Raw genomic sequence first — 18,607 nt, 5'->3', positions numbered from 1 at the left:
TATGAATTTAAATTTACAATATAATCAAAATCAAGAAGCAGCAGATAAAATTGCGGCATCCTTATCGGCACTGCAAGAAGGAAAATTATTTCACATAGATGTGTATGGTCTTGCAGGAGAATTAAGTCTAAGCAGAGAAACAGCCTTAAATATTTTTATCCAAGGCGTATATGACGGTTTTTTTATAATCGACTGGATATATCATTGCCCGACCTGCGGAAGTGTAGCTTATGAAACCCTTTCAATACATGAAGCCGTTTCAGAAAACTATTGTCCGGCTTGCCAAAAAAACTTTAACAATACCTTAGACGACAATATTGAAGTTTTCTTCTCCATTCACCCGAATATACTACCCTTGGATTCTTCATTGAAGGAAAACTATCTTGCAAAAATAGAAACTGATGTAAATGAAGGAAACTATCTTACTTGGAAAACACCTAATTCCATAAAGGGAATCGATTTAATTCAAAACAACCTTTACAGGGACCTCATGGGATCGGATGTTTTAATACCGGGGCAATCCCTCCAAGTAATGAAAGCTGCAATTCTCTTTACGGATATTAAGGGCTCAACCCTTATGTATTCTGAGTTAGGAGATGCAAAGGCCTTTGCCCTTGTCAGAGATCATTTTATAATTCTATTTGATGTAATAAAAAAGTTCGGAGGCGTTCCTGTAAAAACCATAGGAGACGCTATTATGGGCGTTTTTATGAACTCTAAGAAAGCCGTAGATGCAAGTATTGAGGCTCAAAAAGAATTGCACGAGCACTATAAAAACAATTCTGAAATTGAAAGAATTGAAGTGAAAATCGGTATTCATGCAGGCCCCGCTCTGGTCGTTACCTTAAACAACCGCTTAGACTACTTCGGTACAAGCGTAAATATGGCGGCTCGCATCCAAAATGCAGCTCAACCGAATGAGGTAGTAATTTCAGAAGAACTTTTTAACAATAACGAAATACAAAAATCCATAGCCGCAATCACAAACAAAGTTCAGCGCCAACGTATTGCTTTTAAGGGAATAAAAGAAGAATCGACGATTTACCACATAAAGGTTAAAGATTAGCCTATAAAATTTTTAATGGCCCGTAAATTCGCCGCTATCGGATTTTAGAACATTCCAATGTTTTTTCTTTGCATCATTAACCTGCTGAATAGTACAGATATTATTATCTGTACTATTTTCCCGTCTATCGACTACGTAGAATCTTCCACTTTCTTCGCTTGGACAGGTTGGCAAAGACTTTATGAGCCTATCCATCTCTTTTTCTTTTATTTGGTTATTATAACAAGATATAAGTTTTATATTCTTATTATTTAAAACACTAAGCCCCATGAGTAAGTTATCGTAACACCATAGCTTTTCCAATTTTACATTATTTCGTAAATTCAAAAATTTTAAACGGTTTTCGCTTACAGACAAAAACTGTAATTCCGTATTTTTTGTAAGATCGATATCTGTAATTTCATTTTGTTTACAGTATAGATAAATTAATTTTACATTATTAGATGTATTAAGAGCCTTTAGTTTATTATTTCTGCAATATAATTCTTTTAGTTTTCTATTACTGTTTATATTCAATTCTGTCAACATATTTCCTCCACAATCAAGCTCCGTAAGATTTAAATTCTGCGTTATATCCAAAGCTGAAAGGCTGTTTTCCGATACATAAAGAAACTCAAGATCTTTAAGATTAGAACAGTTTATTTGAGAAAGATTATTTTTGCCGCAAGACAATCTTATCAACTTATTATTTTTAGATACATCCAGCTCGTTTATATTTGTATTGTAACAATAGCATTCTTGTAATTCCGTAAGATGAGAAATATCAAGCGAATTCAGTTGATTATCATAACAAGATAATATTTCAAGATTCTCATGACCATCTAAAGATAAATTGGATAGATTATTTTTATAGCACCAAAACTCTTTTAAGCCGGGATTATTGCTTATATCCAATTCCGATAATAAGTTATTATTCAGCACAAGAAATGTAAGGTTCACATTTTTCGATAAATCGATATTTTTAAGTTTATTATTTGCACACCATAATTTACGCAAAATAGGATTTGAACTTATATCTATGGATGTAAGAGCATTTTCGGAACAAGCAAGAAATTTTAAATTTTTACAATTATCCGTATTTAAATATGTCAGCTCATTTTCATAGCAATATAAAGTTATAAGAGAAGTATTTTTCGACATATCAAGAAATTTTAATTTATTTTTTTGAGCTTCTAAAGTTCTTAACCCCTTAATATGAGAAACATCGAGTTCTCTGATTAGATTTTCATCACAAAAAATCTCTGTTAAATCGAAATTCCGGCTAAAGTCTATAGAAGTCAAATTATTTTTACCGCAAGATAAATATACCAGATTCCTGTTATTTATAAGAGATAAGTCTTGAAGGTTATTATCGGAACAAGAAAGATGTGTTAATGAAGGATTATTAGCTAAATCAATACTTGTTATACGGTTTCCATCACAAAAAAACCTATTTATTTTGCCGTATATAGTTATAACATCACTATCAATAATATAATCGCGATAAGCGGACATGTCCTGTACAACAAATGACGTTATATCTTCATTTTCATCCATTTTTTTATTTGAATTTAAATCGATCCATATAGGCTCACGATTGGAAACAACTCTTTCAACCCTAAGTTTTATTTTTTCACCCTTCGACTTTGCCGTGATCAAGCTTATAGATTCCGTATTAGGCAAATTTATGGGTTCTTCTTCTTTAACATCGTTTTTGCTGTCAACAGTTTTTATATCTTGTTCTTTCTCCGGCTTATTATCCGAACAAGCCGCAGCAAGAAAAATAAAGCTCATAAAAATTATAATCTTCTTTAGTTTTTTTATACCCATAAAACAAAACCTCTCATTAAAATAATTAAACATGATAAGGCCATGATGACGGTTTTTCAAAATGATGTCAAGACTTTATCAACTTGGAACATAAAACTGAATGCCTTTACCATATTTAAATTTGCATTATAAACATTTATATGATATAATCCTTCTTACATTCATTAAATGTCCGGAGGTTTATATGCAAGGTATAGCACTTATTATTACATTTGTTATTGCTATTGCTCTTATGATTTTCGCTATTTCAAAGCTGAAAATTCATCCCTTTTTATCGATTATGGGAGTTTCACTCCTTTTGGCTCTGGCCGCAGGAATACCGTTGGTAAAGATTCCCGGCACAATAGGAGCCGGTTTTAGCGGAACTTTTACAAGTATCGGTATTGTTATTATTCTTGGTGCCCTAATCGGAACAATCCTTGAAAAAACAGGAGCAGCCCTAAAGCTCTCCGATATGGTTATCAAGGTTGTAGGTAAAAAGCATCCTGAACTTGCTATGCTGATTATGGGCTGGATAGTTTCAATTCCCGTATTTTGTGACAGCGGTTTTGTTATTCTAAACCCGATACGAAAGGCTCTTGTTCAAAGAACAAGAATTTCGAGCGTTGCGATGACTGTAGCCCTCTCAGCAGGTTTGTATATTTCTCACGTATTTATTCCGCCTACACCGGGGCCCATTGCAGCTGCAAGCTCTCTCGGTATAGGAAACAACCTGCTTTTAGTAATCGGTATGGGAGCCCTAGCTTCTATTTTTCCCCTCATTGCAGGTTATTTTTTTGCAAGATATATAGGAACTAAGGTAAAGGCTTCAGAAGACAGCTCTACAGATGAGGTTTCACAATCCTATGAAGAACTGGTTGCAAGTTACGGAACTCTTCCAAACGGTTTTAGTGCCATAGCTCCTATTATTGTTCCGATCCTCCTCATGGCTATTTCTTCAGTTGCTTCTATGGCAAATATGAGCGGTACCGGTGCCGATATCTTAAAATTCCTCGGAGCTCCAATTATAGCCTTAGCGGTAGGTCTGCTTTTCGGTGTCATTCTTTTTGCAAGCCAAAAAAAGACAGAGGACTTTTATATTCTCACAAATGAAACCTTAAAGGTTGTAGGCCCCATTCTCTTTGTAACTGCTGCAGGCGGTGTTTTAGGCAAGGTTATAGCTTCATCAAGCTTAGTAGGTTATATTACTGAACATGCTGCAGTTTTAAAAACCGTCGGCATTTTCTTCCCATTCCTCTTGGCTGCTATTTTAAAATCTGCGCAAGGTTCATCGACGGTTGCAATTACAACTACTGCAGGAATCCTTGCTCCTCTTATGGCTCCCCTGGGCCTTGCTACCGTTCCCTTATCGGCCTTAACCGTTATGGCAATCGGAGCAGGAGCAATGACCGTTTCTCATGCAAACGACAGTTATTTCTGGGTAGTCACTACCTTCGGCGGTTTAAAGGCTGAGGACGGATACAAGACGCAAACCCTTATGACCCTTGTAATCGGTATTGCCGCAATTATAGGCATATTTATCATATCCTTATTTTTATAGAACTATTTAAAAGAGGTTAAAGATGAAAAAGATACTGCTTATCCCCGATTCCTTTAAGGGAACAATGAGCTCGGCTCGAATATGCACTTTGATGAAAAATGCGATAAAAGAAATTTTCCCTGAAGCTCAAACTCTTTCAATCCCTGTCGCAGACGGCGGGGAGGGCAGTGTCGACGCCTTTTTAGAAGCTGTAGGCGGCATAAAAAAAACGGTTAAAGTCAAAAATCCTTTTTTTGAAGAAATGGAAGGCTTTTACGGTATTTTAAAAAATGAAGATCCGAATGCCGAAAAGACTGCCGTAATTGAAATGGCCGCCTGTGCGGGGCTCCCTCTTGCGTTGGGAAGGCTTAACCCATCTCTTACCACTACCTATGGAGTTGGTGAACTCATCGCCGATGCCCTTAAAAACGGATGTACAAATATTATAATCGGTTTGGGCGGAAGTGCGACAAACGACGGCGGCTGCGGAGCTGCAGCAGCCTTGGGAATTAAGTTTTTTGATAAGGAAGGAAAAAGTTTTATTCCGGCTGGCGGAACTTTAAAAAATATTAAACGCATAGATATGACAGGCCTAAACCCACTTGTAAAAAAAGCAAAGTTTACGACTATGTGCGATATAGATAATCCCCTTTTCGGAAAAACCGGAGCAGCCTACATCTTTGCTCCGCAAAAAGGTGCAGACCCCGGCATGGTTGAAGAACTAGATCAAGGACTAAAACATCTGGCCTTGGTCGCAAGGAAAACCGAATCCCTCAATTCCGGTTCTAAAACGGCCGAAATCCCCGGTGCAGGGGCTGCAGGAGGTATGGGCTACGGAACTCTCGTCTTTTTAGGTTCCGAGTTAAAAATGGGTATTGAAATTGTTCTTGATACGGTTGACTTTGAAAAAAAGCTGGATAATACCGATTTTGTTTTTACCGGAGAAGGTAAATTGGATAGTCAAAGTTTAAGAGGAAAGGTTATTGCAGGCGTTGCCCAAAGAGCCAAAAAGAAAAATGTGCCGGTAATAGCTGTCGTAGGCGATGCAGAAGAGGGTATAGACGATATTTATAAAATGGGAGTTTCCGCCGTATTCAGTATAAACCGTCTTGCCGTACCTTTCAGCCAAGCAAAAAAAACAGCCGAAACGGATTTGACCTCAACAATGAAGGATATCTTGCGCCTAATAAAAACATTAAAATGATATTCTCATAAAAAAAGGTAGAATAAAACTGCTTGAGTTAATTGACTTTGAAGGAGATTTTAGGATTTGCTTATATCGACATATCAGCAACGATGAAGGTATAAAAAAATTACCGATTTGTAGAAATTTCTGCTCTATAGTTTATAGTTTTTGAAAGTTTAGAGGCAAATGTAAGTGTTATAAGCGAAAGAATAATCAAAATTAAAAACCTAATAAAAAAATAGGATAAAAGAAAAAGAGTTTCTATAACAAAAAAACTTACACTCATAACAATTGATGAAGTCAACAAGTCGGATCTTTTTGCTAAGATAGATACATTATATATAAGACCTGTATTAAAAATAATTGCCGGAATAAACCAAAGCAAATCAGCATTAGAAAAATCCTGAAATACAAACAATAGATATAATTCAAAAATAACGATAGCTAAAAAAACAGAATAAATAATTTTAGCATACACTATATAAATTGTACTACATTTTATATTTAAATAGAAAAATGCGGCACCTGACTTAATATCATTATAACATGAGTCAAAAGCATATTCGGTTACTAAAAGCATAATAACCATTAAATAAACAATATCCGAAAATGATTTTTCAAAAAAATTCAAAACAACAGATATACAAACAACTATAAAGGCAAAAACTAAAAATTTCTTATTTTGTATCAATTCAAAAAATTCTTTCTTCAATAAAGAAAAAAATAAATCTTTCACTATGCCTGTTCCTTGTATTTCTCGCGAAGAAAGTCTACAGTAATATTTTCATCACCATTTACCCACGAAATTTTGCCGTCTTTTAAAAACTGAATATTATGGCTGGTTTCTGAAGTTAAAAATAAATCATGACTTGTCAAAATTGTTGTTCCTTTTCGTTTTTTTAATAACTTTGTTAAATTTTCGGCATTTGTCGGATCAAGAGAAGAATATGGTTCATCCAATAAAAGCAAATTCTCATTACAAGCAAAAGCCACTAATAGAGCAGCCATAATAGTTTGTCCTGCCGATAATTTTGAAATTCTTTTTTTACTAAAAGATTGAGCAGAAAAGATTTCAAAAGCTTCATCATATAAAAGAGAGGTATTTTTCCCCAGTATTTTAATATGGTCTTCAAGCGAAAAGTGCCTTATTAAGCCCCCATTTAAAGGAACAAACCAACCTTCTGCATTATTTATATTACTAGGTAAAATTCCTGCAATAATTTTAAGAAGAGTTGTCTTTCCTGCACCGTTATGTCCGCATAAAATAGTTATCTTATCATCGGGAATTTCCAAATGAAAGTTATCAAAGATTAAATTATTCTTTTTATATCCAAATGTTATATCATACTTCATATTATACTCCTAAAGTTTATTCTGCCTTACAATTGACTTCGATATTTGATTGTTTTTGAAACTGCATTACATAAATACCCAAATAAAAAAGCCAATAATACAAGTAAGGATATACGTAAGAATGCACTTTGAATGGAAAATGCGGCAAAAAGCAGCACTACACTTAAAATAGTAGCAATTGTCGATGATGTATCTTCCGATCCTTTTGAAAACATTACACTCAGTTGAGTAATTTCAATTTCTATAATAGTTAAAAGAAAAATAACAAAAAAATCACTTATCCAAATCTTACCAATCAAATTGGGTATATCAATAATCATAATTACTGTAACAATCATAAGTGAGCACAAAAATTTCACAAAAAACAGTTCAAAAAAACTAAATTTCATATTATGTATAAATATCCAAGCGCCGCAATTTGTTTCGGTATAATATGACTCATAAACATATTGCCCGACCGAAATTAAAAGCCAAAGGAAAAGCAAAAAAACAGGAGCTTCTTTTTTCCAACTTGTGGGAACATAAACGGCTAAAACAGACAAAAAACCAAGAAACCAAGCCTTATAATTAAACCTAAATTCATATAGTTCTTTTTTTAACAATATTTTTAATCTTTTTAACATAAGTAAATTATCCTTAAATAATAATTTATACCCCTATATCAATAATTGAATTTAACCTGATATAGCTTCTCATGATTCAATTCCTCCTTGATTTAAAATAAATTTTCATTATTTTACTAAAATGTTTAAGTATTGTCAATAAAGCGGCATTGTCTTAAGTTAAATAGTCTTAAGTTAAATCCCTATGTTGACAAATTTTCTCATTTAGTGTAAAAATTTACCCTTTAGGAGATTACCATGGTTACAGATCCTCTCATTTTAGCGGCCGTCTTATTCGGATTAACCTATGTTTTGATGATTACCCTTACAAACCACAGGCCCATAGTTGCCTGTTCATCGGCCCTAATCTTCATACTTTTAGGGATACTTCCCTATAATGAAGTTTTTTTTGCCATTGACTGGAATGTTATTTTAATGATTGCAGGAACAATGGGTTTGGTTGCCCTCTTTACCGAATCTAAAATGCCGCAACGCATTGCAGATAAGATTATAAACAATGTACCCGATGTAAAATGGATTATAGTATGTCTATCCCTCTTTGCGGGTTTTATTTCAGCCTTTATGGATAATGTTGCCACAGTCTTAATGCTGGCACCCATTGCTGTTGTATTATCGAAAAAGCTCAACATGTCGCCTGTAAAACCCATAATTGCTATTTCGATTTCGGCAAACCTTCAAGGAGCAGCAACCTTGGTAGGAGACACTACCTCAATTCTTTTAGGAAGCCATTTAAACATGACCTTCTTTGACTTTTTTTGGTATTTGGGAAAACCCTCTCTTTTCTTTGCCGTCGAAATTGCAGCTGTTGCCGCCACCGGAATTATCTATTTTATTTTCCGCAAAGCCGTCCAAAAGCCGGATAAGGTTGAACTTACCAAGGTAACGGATTATTTTCCTTCAATTTTGCTTATAGTAATGGTCATACTTATGATTGGAGCCTCATTTTTACCGGAGGAAAAAAAGCCCCAAACAATAAACGGGTTAATTTGTACAGGCCTTATGATCGTAGGTATTATCTATAACATCATAAAAACAAAAAAACTTGATATTTTAAAAGTCGTAAAAAAAGAACTCAGTTTTGAAACCCTCTTTTTGTTAATGGGGCTTTTTACTGTTATTGCAGCCGTTACAAGGGCCGGAGTTATACAGGCCATTGCGGACTGGTTTTTAACCCTCGGCTCAAATGTATTTTTTATTTACACAATAATAGTTTGGGGTTCGATTTTAATTTCTGCATTTGTAGATAATATTCCATATGTTGCTGCCATGATACCTATTATACAAATACTTTCGGAAGGCCTTAATATAGCTTCACCCATTTTGTTTTTCGGACTTCTTTCAGGAGCAACTCTCGGCGGAAACATTACCCCAATTGGGGCTTCTGCAAATATTACATCTCTCGGTATTTTAAGAAACGAAGGCCATCAGGTAAAAAACATCGAATTTATGAAGATGAGCGTTCCTTACACCCTTACTGCAGTTGTAATGGGTTATATTCTTATTTGGCTTTGTTACGGCGTGTAATTGTATCTTTAACAAAAAGCTGGTATAATCAAGGCATAGCAAATTTGCTTAATTTTTCTGGAGGGAAATATGAAAAAAGGTTATGTCCAAGTTTATACCGGAGACGGTAAGGGAAAAACGACAGCGGCTTTCGGGCTTGCTCTTAGAGCCGTGTGTGCCGGATACAAGGTTTATATAGGTCAATTTTTAAAGGGAATGAATTACAGCGAGCTAAAAGCCCCTGAGTATCTACCCAATCTTACAATAGAACAATACGGAGAAGCTCACTTTGTTCATAATGATCCTACGGAAAAGGATATTCAAAGAGCAAATGAAGGCTTGGATAAGATTGAAAAGATAATTATGTCGGGCGAGTACGATGTTGTAATTATGGAAGAAGTAAATGTTGCTCTTTTATACGGTCTTTTTGATATTGAACGCATCCTGCATATTATCAAAAACAAGCCCGAATCCGTAGAACTCGTCTTAACCGGCCGCTATGCAAATAAAAAAATAATTGAAGCGGCCGACCTTGTAACCGAAATGAAGATGATAAAGCACTATTTTAACGACGGTGTACAGGCAAGGCGTGGTATAGAATCTTAAAAAGCTGATGGAGATGGGGGGAATTGAACCCCCGTCCCGAAAAGGGAATCAGAAGCGTCTACAGGCTTATCGGTGCGAGGTGGTTGTAGGGATCCGGTAGCAGCACCGAAAGCGTCGAATCCTTAGTGTAAAAAAAGTCCCTTTTAACGTTTACACACCGCTAAAAAGCAAGCCCCGATTGGCGTCGGAATCATGCCCCGCTCGGAGCAGTGCAAAGCAGATTCCGCGATTATGCAGCTAAGGCGTAATCGAAACTGTCGTTATTTTCGGCAGTTATAGTGTTTGCCGAATCAGGAGATCGGCACTCCGCCTGCAGCTTAAGCCTCCGTCTTTCCGGTCGAAACCGGAACATCCCCAAGCTGTAAATAGATTACTATATTTATATTAAATTTATATGAAAAAGTCAAGAATACAGAAAACTAAAATCGAAACATTATACTATAAAATTTTTTTTACTCCCTTTTGTAAGAAGGCGGCAAGTAAGACGGCTATTCCCGTCCATGCAAAGATAGAGGCGGTTTCAATCTGAATCTTAGCTGTTTGAAAAGCAGAGCCTATGCCGTATTTCGGCTGGCTTAAGACCTCTGCCATTATAACAACCTTCACGGCAAAGCCCGTACTTAAAATATAACCGTTCTTCAAAAAAGGTCTTATGCAGGGAAGGTATAAACTTTTTAATCTTTTACCAAAAGGAACATTAAAATCGTAAGACATTTCTATCAGACCTTTATCTATGTTTTTTACTCCGTCTACAATGTTTCTATACAGAAGAGGAAGAACAATCAAACTTGTTACAAAGATGGGCGTCATATTCGATTTAAACCAAATTAAGGCTAAAAGCAAAACGGATATTGTAGGGCTGGATTTTAAAATATTTTCGGGAGCCGATAAAAAATCTTCAACATTTTTATTTAAACCGGAAGCTATACCTAAAAGAAATGCAATAAAGGAATCTATAGCCAATGTTATAAAAATCCTGATAAGGCTGCTTAAAATAAAAACATAAGTTTCCAGAGTTTTTATAATAACAAAAAGAGCTGATAATATTTCTTTTATAGAGGGGATAATAAGCGGAGCTTTTAAGCCTTGGGCAAATATTTCCCAAAGGATAAGGCAAAAAAAAGCCCCGCCTATTTTAAACTTATTTTGCTTTATAGTAGAAAGCATCATCAGGCAAACTTCCGCCTATAAATTTAGGATCGGCTTCAGCCAAAACCTTCAAATAAGCTTCTACAGCAGGTCTTGCTTTTTCAGCCTCAACAAAGACTATGTTCAACTTAGGAATAGCCTTGGATAAAATGGGAGGAGGAGGCAATGCAGCAATTTTGGAAGCATACTCGGCAGCCTTTTGAGGGTTCTCCTTTACCCATCCTGAAGACTCTTTAGCCTTATCTAAAAAAGCACTTACATATTCGGGATGTTTTTGTAAAAATTCGGCGTTTACAATTAAAGAAGCTTGAGGATAAGATGCTCCTTCAAAGGCTTTTTTCCATTCCTCCTGAATATCGACAACAATTTTAGTATTGGGCTTTTTTGTCATAATCATACTGAGAGAAGGTTCTGCAGCAAGGGCATACTTCGCTTTCCCGCTTATAAAAGCAGAGGGAATATCCCCGGCAGCACTTAAATACTCAAAACTCACATCCTTATCAGGATCAATACCGTTCTTCTTAAGCACTTCGCGGGCTGTCAAATCGGGTGTATTATTTCTTCCGAAAGAATAAATAGTTTTGCCCTTTAAGTCCGCTATCGAAGAAACAGGCTCCGAACTTATAAAGTAAAGATTTCCCCAAACAATGGGAGCCAACAATTTTATATTTTTCTGTTTGGAATATAAAACCGATGCAAGATTGGTAGGCACGGCTGCAATATCGGCCTCCCCGGATAAAACCCTCGCTTGTAAAAGCTCCGGACCTGAAACAACTTCATATTCCGTTTCAGAATTATCAAACTGTGTTTTTTCATACACAAGTTTTGAAAGAGCTGCCGCAGGAGCTCCTGCGGGTAATACAACCTTAACTTTAAAGCTGTCATTTGCGGATTTTTCCTTGGTTCCGCCTGCAAATAGTAAGCTAAGGCCAACAAACAAGAAAAAGAAACTCGAATATATTTTTTTCATACTTTCCTCCAATGCCGATTTTCCGGCCAGATAAGAATACCATAAATAATCTTTTTAAGTCAAGAGATTAACCTGATTTAACTTATGCCCGAGGTTTACCCAAAACATTTAAAGCTATTTTATCGTCAGGATTTATTTCTAAAACAGTTCTAAAAAAGGCTTCTGCTTCTTCTTGTTTTCCCTGTTTTAGAGCGAGGGTGCCAAGATTGGAAATAATTTTTATATTCTCGGAATCTAAACTCAAGGCATTTATAAGATGTTTTTCAGCTTCATCAAAAAGTTTTAATTCCATCAAACAAATTGCAAGCTCATTGTAAACGTCGCAAAGAGGTTCCTTGTCTGAAATTTCGGAATTTTCTAAAAGTTCAATGGTTTTTAAAAAAGAAGATCGGGCATCTTCCCAACGGCCCATTCGTCTTAAAGCCCAGCCCAACAAAAACCAAGCATTCCAAACCTTAGGATTTTTTCGTAAAAAAAGCTTTATACTTTCGGCGGCTTTTTCTTCTTCGCCTAAATCAATATATTTATGGGCTTTTTGGAAAAGCTCATCGTCAAGAGCTTGTTCCGAAATAGTTTTAAGCAACTCGGAAGCCTTAGCTTTTCGGAATTCGGCTGTTTCTGAAGAATCATTTTCTATTTCCAAATATGTCTTTAAAAGGGATTTGGCTTTTATATAGTTTTTCTGCTTTATAAAAAAATATGCAGCATTAAAAAAAACGCCCGGCAATGGAGGCTCAAAAAGTATAAGCTCTGAATAAAGCTCTTCAGCTCTTTTATTAAAGCTCAAAGCATCATCAAAAAGTTCCCTCATCTCACAGAATTGAGAACGTTCCTCCATCAAAAGAGCAAGGTTTAATTTGGTTATACCGTCATCCGGATTTAAACCTTCAAGAGAAAGTAAAATCTCTTCAGCCATATCAAAATCATTATTTTTGATTTTGATGATTGCAGCCTCAGTCATTTCTTTACGGATATCGGGACGGAGTAAATTGAATATTTTTCTGTAATACTGAATATTTGGATTTTCCCTATCATAGGCAAAAACGGTGAGCATTCCGGCTAAAATCATTTCCGGCGTTATATCTTCGGCCTTAAAATCTTCTTTTTGGCCGGGTTCGGATAATTGAATAGGAAGAGGAATTGAAGACTCAAGATTTTCAAAAAGCTTGCCGGCTTGTTCAGCCGATATTTTTACATATAAAAGCGAATCGATAGGATTTTGCATTTTATCTCCTAAATATGATAATTTGAAATTTCAGCAGGTCATTGTTAAGAAATTTGTTCCGGAGCAGAATGAGCCGGGGGCGGCGTTAGAGGTACCGTATTGGTACCGATTGGAGAAGAAACAGGCGCAAAGGATGAAGCAGGCGCCACATCTTCCAAGAAGTCATCACCAAAACCATCCGAAGCGGGCTTACGCACAACGGAAAAATACTTATTTAAGTACATCTTATACATCATTGGAATACTCTTCGGATAATATTGAACTGCAAGAGCAACCAGGTCTTTTCTGCCTTCAACAGGTTCGGTCCTCACAGTTTTTCCCTTTATTCCAAAAACAGACTGCGGATCATCAAAAGCAAAACGGAGAACAATTTCTTTATTAACTAAAAAATTCGCAATACCGACAAGAAGAATTTTAGCTCCCGAAAAAGAAAGGTCCCTAATAAGACAGCGTCTGGGAACAGCATCAATATAAACAACCGTTCCTTTTTCTACAAGACCTATTTTTCTGCTTATCTCCGGAGTAATAACAATTCTCTCATTTTGACGTTTTTGCGAATTGATATTAGCTTCAAGTAAGATGCCTAATTTTTCTATTAAATCATCAGGAGCTCTCTGGGTATATTCGAAGGTTATTAAAACAAGATCTTGGTTTCCGGCCTCATAAGAAGAAATACCGACCAACTTAGCTGCAACAAAAAAAGAAAGAGAATCTTTTCCTTCAGTATCAAAAAAGGCAAATCTTATATTTACGGATGTTACTCCGCTCCTCAATCTGTCCAGAAAACCGCTTTTTTTGCCGCAAATTATTTTAGCCTTTGTCATAGAAGCCGAATTGATAATGCATGGCCATTGTCCGCCGGAACAACGTACAAAAACCTGCTTAGGCTCAAAATTAAGGGTAGAAACGACTTCTTTTGAGAAAGTTACATCTATATTTTTATATAGGTTGTAATATCTGTTTAACTGCTGACTTACTGCAAAGGCCATGGTTATATGATAATAGTTATTTGTTAAAAGGTCAATAAGGCTAAAATAAAAAACCCGGGAACACTACGGCACAAAAAGAATTAATCTACCGCTGCTTCCTTCCGGATCTGACGGGGTTCGAAAAACCTTTTTTGCATAGGCCCCGGGACGGAGAGAGAGGGATTCGAACCCTCGGTACCATCTCTGGCACACACGACTTCCAATCGTGTACCTTCGACCACTCGGACATCTCTCCAAAAATAAGGAATGCGTTTACAGTTAAATCTTTTCTCCGTCGTAAAACGGAGAGAGGGGGATTCGAACCCCCGGTACCTTGCGGTACAACGGTTTTCGAGACCGCCCGATTCGACCGCTCTCGCATCTCTCCAAAAATAAAAAAGCCGGTTGAAATCTTCAGCCGGCTATTAACGAGGCTAGGCGGGTTCGAACTGCCGACCTTCAGATCCGCAATCTGACGCTCTATCCAGCTGAGCTATAGCCTCAAAACTATTCGGAGTAGGGGGGATTCGAACCCCCGGTACCCGTAAGGGTACAACTCCTTAGCAGGGAGCCCGATTCGGCCGCTCTCGCACCACTCCAGAGTTTGTACAGGACCAATAGGTCAAGACATTAAAACTTACAATTGATTTTAAACAATCATAAATCTTATCGGAGCGAGAGGGATTCGAACCCCCGGTACCTCTCAGCACAACGGTTTTCAAGACCGCCGCCTTCAACCGCTCGGCCATCGCTCCAAAACGTAGGGTATATATTAACCTAAAAACAGAGTTTTTGTCAATAGGTAAAATCCGGTTTTCACGGAAATCAATTTTTAATTAGTAAAAAGCAGAGTTATCTATTTTGGTAAGCTTTGGACAGCCGAATATGTCCATATTTGTTAAGTTCGGACATTTGTAAAAACTATACGGTCCTATTTCGGTAAGGTTTCCGCAGTCGGATGAAGTTCGTTATTTCCATCGCTTTACTCAAAAGCAAGTTAACTAGGCATATTCCATTAACTCTATTTGTATTAGCATAACTTTATCTGATTCTGATCAATGCAATAAATTTTATCAAACAACTGAGCTGTAGACATTCTGTTTGTAACTGCAATTACAGTCAAGTCTTTATATGATAAAAGATGTTTGACGATTTTTGTTTCTATTGCAGAATCAACACTACGAGAAAATTCATCCAGGAGAATAATTGGAACTTCAGAATTATAAACAAGACTACGAACGAGTGCTAAGCGCATGTTCTCACCGTCAGAAATGGTCATTTGATTCATATCGATTTTTGTATCAAAACCACTTGGCAGACTATTAAAAAAAGTGTTTAATTCAAATTCAGTACAAAGTTTTTCAACCTTTTCTCTATTTATATCAAAATCTTTATTAAATGTTAAATTTGTTTTTAGAGAAAGATTGAATAGATGAGGTTTACTCCACACTACTGTAACAAGCTCCGGACATGTATGAGCAATTATCTTTAAGAGGGTAGATTTTCCGGAACCATTTTGACCTGTAATAGCAACCTTTTCACCCTTTGCTATTTTTAAACATGCATTATCAAAGATAGTTTTCTCAGCCGTTTTATATTGAATATTTTGCAAATCCAAAATTGTATTATCATGTATTTGTTTTTTTTCTAAAGAGTACTCTGCTTTATTTTTTGTATTTAAAAAATCAATATGCCGGCTAACACTGGGTGAAAGAGTTTTTATATCAATAATTCCATGTATAATATTATTTGAGACCGAAGATATTATTGAACTTACAAACATAATATTTGCAATATCAGAAATTAAAATATAATCTGAAGATGAATATAAAAATAGAACACCGAGCATTTGCATTATTAATGACTTTAACTGAGTTATCGTACTAACTACTTTTTCCAAGTTAGACATTTTTACACTGACATTTAATTCTTTTCTATTTTTTTCATCAATAAGACAGGCACAAACTTCATCTGCTGCATTTAGTTTCACAGACACAATTGCATCAAAAACATCTTGGGTTATAATTTGTGATTCTAATCCATTCTCATCAATTTCTTGTCTATAGCTTTCAAATTTTTTGCGCGAGATAAATAAAAACAAGTCTAATCCAATTGATATGACAACTAAAAATAACGCAAATGGAGAAAATAAAAAAAGAATTGTCGATACCGTTATAAAAATTAATATATTTGAAAAAAGACTGATCCTTGCAAAATAGAAAGAAATAATAGTTTGCGGTAAACTCATGATTGAAAAAATACCGCTACCGGCTTGTGAGTTTCCAAATATTACCGAAGAATCATTGGTACATTTCTCGAAACTCTTTTGCATAATTTTTGATAATGGTTGAAACATTAAATATTTTTCGCCCAATAAATTAAGACTAATTGTCAATGCTGAATATATAAACATTGTAATAGCAGTACATGCTAAATATATAAATTGATTTTGATTAGTAAATATTCTCGATACAAATGCATTTGTTGCAAGAACTATGGCTGATAAAATATGCATAACAAAAATACACAGTACAATTAGTTTCTTATCATTATAATATAACTTTTTATATTTTCTAATATAGTTTGTTTTCATAGACCCTCCTATTTTGCATTTTCTGTATTGTCTATTTGATGAGAATAAAATTCTTTTACCTCATCAGTATTCAAGGCTTCTTGCATTGGCATATCAAGCTCAATTGCGTCTCCCTTTAAATAAATAAGCCTATTAAAATATTTTGTCGTTGTATAGTTATGACTTATTGCAATAATTGCTTTTACCTTTTGCTGTGCATATGTTAGAATAATTTTTTCAATTTCCTCAGTCATTCCGGAAGTTGCTTCATCTAAAAATAGAACTTGTGGTTGTGCAAACACACAGCGTAAAACAGAAATCACTTCGCATTCACCATCAGAAACTTCATCAGAGCTAATTACACTATTTAAATCTGCAAGCCGCGGCATATATTTTAAAATCCCCATTTTTTCTAATTGGCCTTTAATTTCAGTTTCAGAAAGAGAATTATTGAATTGAAGGTTTTCTAAAATAGAACCTTTTATAACATAACCTTTTACATCACAATATCCGGTGCGTTTTCTCATTGCATGTAAGTCAACGACCGCCATGTCTACACCACCAATTGTCAGCGAGCCTGTATACGGGTAATCAACACTCATAAGTGCATTTAATAAAACAGACTTACCGGTACCACTCCCTCCAATGATTAACACTTTTTCTCCACCATGTATATTTAAGTTGAATTTATTAATCAATGTCTTTTCTCTAAGCGTAACTGAAAAATCGGTAAGTTTGTACTTAAATATTTCAAATTGTGTATTTCCGGTTTGTTCATCAGGCGTTTCAAAAAGCTCTTGAAGAGGTTCTTGAGCAATTTTTACATTTCTATAAATCTGCTTTAGCAAAAAAAGATTATACAGATTTGGTATCATAAGTGTTAAAAAATAAAAACCAATAAAAAAGCTTGAATCTGTTGCATTATTAAAACAGCTATAAATTAATATAGCAAGTAGCGGAATAATGCGCTGAGAGTTTACGAATACAAGTTGTTGTAATCTTTGAGTTTTTGAAACCGCATATAAACCATTCATTGTTAAATCATCAAAATCAGTTTTAAATTTATTTTGAAAAAATGGAAAAATGTTATTTGTAGATATATCCAACGACCCTGCTAAAACATCCTTTAACTCTCTAAAAGTTTTTGGAAAAAGTTGATTTACATTTCTTTTTATATTTTGTATTTTTTTTAAATATACAAGATGAACAATGATTGAAGGTACTGAAAAAACTAAAAATAGCAGAGTGAGCCAAAAATTTTTATAAAAAAGAAAAGCAAGAATAATTGCAGTTAATAAGCTTTGCGATACATTTTCAAAAAAAGCAATCGTATGCGATATGGAACTAGTAGAAAACTGATAAATTGATGATACAATATCCCCTGCGTTGTGTTCATAAAAAAATGAAAAATGCAAACTAAAATATTTCTGTATAATTTTATTTTGCATTTTTAGTGCAGATTTTTTAAAAAATCGTGAATTCAGCATTAGCTTAAAAACTATTTGAAATATAAAAAAAGTTAAGATCACTCCTGCTGTTTTTAAAACTTCCAAAAATTTCAGATTCCCTAAACTTGCTTCAGTCGCAATTTTTGAAATCATATTCGAAGAGACAATCGTAAAATAAAAATTTACACAACCAAATAAAATTAAAAGAAGTAAAAAATACTTATTTAACTTAAAAATATCAGACGGATAATTCTTTTTCATAGACTTACCTCCCATAAAAAGTCAATAAACAAAATCTATTTTCTTAAAAAAATTAAAGCGGTTATATTAAATGGTGTAATATAAAAAAGCGTACTACGGTCCTTATGCGTTTTTTATGTGAGAAAATTGTGTCAGGCACACTGCTTCGTGTCAAGTGCTTTGCTTCACTTCTCGCATTTTTTTGGTGAGAGTATCTGTAACTGTTATTGCTGTATTTGCCTATCATTACAATACAGTATAACACGGTTCTCCGTAAATATTAACTCTTCTTTTAAAGATATATGAAAAAATTTTGTTTTTTTTAGCTAAATACTTCTGAAACTTATCAATAGTATATCAGTTGTATACT

The 18,607-nt window shown here is 35.0% G+C and carries 15 protein-coding genes, 5 tRNA genes and 2 other RNA genes; 5 read left to right on the top strand and 17 right to left on the bottom strand.

Annotation, left to right across the window (positions count from 1 at the left end):
• Nucleotide 1: 1 nt before the first annotated feature.
• Entirely contained in the window at nucleotides 2–1,066 is a 1,065-nt protein-coding gene (locus HGJ18_RS11740; RefSeq protein ID WP_253696692.1) for an adenylate/guanylate cyclase domain-containing protein, read from the top strand.
• Nucleotides 1,067–1,078: 12 nt separating this feature from the next.
• Here the strand turns inward: HGJ18_RS11740 and HGJ18_RS11735 are convergent, their stop codons facing one another.
• Nucleotides 1,079–2,875 carry a leucine-rich repeat domain-containing protein gene (locus tag HGJ18_RS11735; protein WP_253696691.1) on the bottom strand — a complete coding sequence of 599 codons (1,797 nt, stop codon included), beginning with the start codon at nucleotides 2,873–2,875 and terminating at the stop codon, nucleotides 1,079–1,081.
• A gap of 184 nt (nucleotides 2,876–3,059) precedes the next feature.
• On the opposite strand from HGJ18_RS11735, the gene HGJ18_RS11730 reads away from it, so the two are divergent.
• Nucleotides 3,060–4,415 (top strand): GntP family permease, encoded by a 1,356-nt coding sequence (locus HGJ18_RS11730; protein WP_253696690.1) that lies wholly within the window; start codon nucleotides 3,060–3,062, stop codon nucleotides 4,413–4,415.
• Nucleotides 4,416–4,437: 22 nt separating this feature from the next.
• Nucleotides 4,438–5,598, top strand: coding sequence for a glycerate kinase family protein (locus HGJ18_RS11725; RefSeq protein WP_253696688.1), 1,161 nt, complete (start codon nucleotides 4,438–4,440; stop codon nucleotides 5,596–5,598).
• Between the two features lie 109 nt (nucleotides 5,599–5,707).
• Here HGJ18_RS11725 and HGJ18_RS11720 read toward each other — a convergent pair whose 3' ends face one another.
• From HGJ18_RS11720 to HGJ18_RS11710, 3 genes are read right to left on the bottom strand one after another with little or no spacing between them, the layout of a single operon-like run.
• Nucleotides 5,708–6,316, bottom strand: coding sequence for a hypothetical protein (locus tag HGJ18_RS11720; protein ID WP_253696687.1), 609 nt, complete (start codon nucleotides 6,314–6,316; stop codon nucleotides 5,708–5,710).
• Entirely contained in the window at nucleotides 6,316–6,933 is a 618-nt protein-coding gene (locus HGJ18_RS11715) for an ATP-binding cassette domain-containing protein (RefSeq protein WP_253696685.1), read from the bottom strand. Before HGJ18_RS11715 ends, HGJ18_RS11720 begins: the two co-directional genes overlap by 1 nt.
• A gap of 26 nt (nucleotides 6,934–6,959) precedes the next feature.
• Nucleotides 6,960–7,556, bottom strand: a complete 597-nt coding sequence (locus HGJ18_RS11710) for a hypothetical protein (protein ID WP_253696684.1) — start codon at nucleotides 7,554–7,556, stop codon at nucleotides 6,960–6,962.
• Nucleotides 7,557–7,793: 237 nt separating this feature from the next.
• Here HGJ18_RS11710 and HGJ18_RS11705 point away from each other — a divergent pair, with 237 nt between their 5' ends.
• Both HGJ18_RS11705 and cobO read left to right on the top strand, forming a co-directional pair.
• Complete coding sequence (locus tag HGJ18_RS11705; protein WP_253696683.1) at nucleotides 7,794–9,080, top strand: ArsB/NhaD family transporter; 1,287 nt, start codon at nucleotides 7,794–7,796, stop codon at nucleotides 9,078–9,080.
• 69 nt (nucleotides 9,081–9,149) lie between these two features.
• Entirely contained in the window at nucleotides 9,150–9,665 is a 516-nt protein-coding gene (gene cobO, locus HGJ18_RS11700; RefSeq protein WP_002666509.1) for a cob(I)yrinic acid a,c-diamide adenosyltransferase, read from the top strand.
• 5 nt (nucleotides 9,666–9,670) lie between these two features.
• On the opposite strand, the gene ssrA is transcribed toward cobO, so the two are convergent.
• From ssrA to HGJ18_RS11635, 13 genes are all read right to left on the bottom strand, one after another.
• Nucleotides 9,671–10,021: a transfer-messenger RNA gene (gene ssrA / locus HGJ18_RS11695) on the bottom strand.
• 82 nt (nucleotides 10,022–10,103) lie between these two features.
• A complete protein-coding gene (locus HGJ18_RS11690) occupies nucleotides 10,104–10,835 on the bottom strand; it encodes an ABC transporter permease (protein ID WP_253696681.1) in 732 nt (243 codons plus the stop codon).
• Nucleotides 10,807–11,784 (bottom strand): ABC transporter substrate-binding protein, encoded by a 978-nt coding sequence (locus HGJ18_RS11685; protein ID WP_253696680.1) that lies wholly within the window; start codon nucleotides 11,782–11,784, stop codon nucleotides 10,807–10,809. The genes HGJ18_RS11690 and HGJ18_RS11685 overlap by 29 nt, the downstream gene beginning before the upstream one ends.
• Nucleotides 11,785–11,866: 82 nt before the next feature.
• A complete protein-coding gene (locus HGJ18_RS11680; protein ID WP_253696678.1) occupies nucleotides 11,867–13,009 on the bottom strand; it encodes a tetratricopeptide repeat protein in 1,143 nt (380 codons plus the stop codon).
• A 44-nt stretch (nucleotides 13,010–13,053) separates the two neighbouring features.
• Nucleotides 13,054–13,998: a cyclic di-GMP binding protein gene (locus HGJ18_RS11675; RefSeq protein WP_253696677.1), complete on the bottom strand. Its 945-nt coding sequence runs from the start codon at nucleotides 13,996–13,998 to the stop codon at nucleotides 13,054–13,056.
• Nucleotides 13,999–14,047: 49 nt separating this feature from the next.
• Nucleotides 14,048–14,146, bottom strand: an RNA gene (ffs, locus tag HGJ18_RS11670) — signal recognition particle sRNA small type.
• Nucleotides 14,147–14,233 (bottom strand) — tRNA-Ser (locus HGJ18_RS11665).
• Between the two features lie 47 nt (nucleotides 14,234–14,280).
• Nucleotides 14,281–14,365 (bottom strand) — tRNA-Ser (locus tag HGJ18_RS11660).
• 41 nt (nucleotides 14,366–14,406) lie between these two features.
• A tRNA-Arg gene (locus tag HGJ18_RS11655) sits at nucleotides 14,407–14,480 on the bottom strand.
• Nucleotides 14,481–14,489: 9 nt separating this feature from the next.
• A tRNA-Ser gene (locus HGJ18_RS11650) sits at nucleotides 14,490–14,576 on the bottom strand.
• Between the two features lie 71 nt (nucleotides 14,577–14,647).
• Nucleotides 14,648–14,732, bottom strand: a tRNA-Ser gene (locus HGJ18_RS11645).
• Nucleotides 14,733–15,007: 275 nt separating this feature from the next.
• Nucleotides 15,008–16,570 (bottom strand): ATP-binding cassette domain-containing protein, encoded by a 1,563-nt coding sequence (locus HGJ18_RS11640; protein ID WP_253696675.1) that lies wholly within the window; start codon nucleotides 16,568–16,570, stop codon nucleotides 15,008–15,010.
• An 8-nt stretch (nucleotides 16,571–16,578) separates the two neighbouring features.
• Nucleotides 16,579–18,258, bottom strand: coding sequence for an ATP-binding cassette domain-containing protein (locus HGJ18_RS11635; protein ID WP_253696674.1), 1,680 nt, complete (start codon nucleotides 18,256–18,258; stop codon nucleotides 16,579–16,581).
• Nucleotides 18,259–18,607 lie beyond the last annotated feature (349 nt).

Origin of the sequence: Treponema denticola, from assembly GCF_024181405.1 — a bacterium.
In the GTDB taxonomy this organism is placed as follows: Bacteria; Spirochaetota; Spirochaetia; order Treponematales; family Treponemataceae; genus Treponema_B; species Treponema_B denticola_D.
Note: the sequence above shows the minus strand (reverse complement) of the source record. Positions and strands in the feature narration are given on the sequence as shown.

Coding starts and splice junctions, on each gene's coding strand:
- cobO (WP_002666509.1), top strand. CDS start 9,150: ATGAAAAAAGGTTATGTCCAAGTTTATACCGGAGACGGTAAGGGAAAA.
- HGJ18_RS11635 (WP_253696674.1), bottom strand. CDS start 18,258: ATGAAAAAGAATTATCCGTCTGATATTTTTAAGTTAAATAAGTATTTT.
- HGJ18_RS11690 (WP_253696681.1), bottom strand. CDS start 10,835: ATGATGCTTTCTACTATAAAGCAAAATAAGTTTAAAATAGGCGGGGCT.
- HGJ18_RS11675 (WP_253696677.1), bottom strand. CDS start 13,998: ATGGCCTTTGCAGTAAGTCAGCAGTTAAACAGATATTACAACCTATAT.
- HGJ18_RS11740 (WP_253696692.1), top strand. CDS start 2: ATGAATTTAAATTTACAATATAATCAAAATCAAGAAGCAGCAGATAAA.
- HGJ18_RS11735 (WP_253696691.1), bottom strand. CDS start 2,875: ATGGGTATAAAAAAACTAAAGAAGATTATAATTTTTATGAGCTTTATT.
- HGJ18_RS11705 (WP_253696683.1), top strand. CDS start 7,794: ATGGTTACAGATCCTCTCATTTTAGCGGCCGTCTTATTCGGATTAACC.
- HGJ18_RS11725 (WP_253696688.1), top strand. CDS start 4,438: ATGAAAAAGATACTGCTTATCCCCGATTCCTTTAAGGGAACAATGAGC.
- HGJ18_RS11685 (WP_253696680.1), bottom strand. CDS start 11,784: ATGAAAAAAATATATTCGAGTTTCTTTTTCTTGTTTGTTGGCCTTAGC.
- HGJ18_RS11715 (WP_253696685.1), bottom strand. CDS start 6,933: ATGAAGTATGATATAACATTTGGATATAAAAAGAATAATTTAATCTTT.
- HGJ18_RS11640 (WP_253696675.1), bottom strand. CDS start 16,570: ATGAAAACAAACTATATTAGAAAATATAAAAAGTTATATTATAATGAT.
- HGJ18_RS11710 (WP_253696684.1), bottom strand. CDS start 7,556: ATGTTAAAAAGATTAAAAATATTGTTAAAAAAAGAACTATATGAATTT.
- HGJ18_RS11730 (WP_253696690.1), top strand. CDS start 3,060: ATGCAAGGTATAGCACTTATTATTACATTTGTTATTGCTATTGCTCTT.
- HGJ18_RS11680 (WP_253696678.1), bottom strand. CDS start 13,009: ATGCAAAATCCTATCGATTCGCTTTTATATGTAAAAATATCGGCTGAA.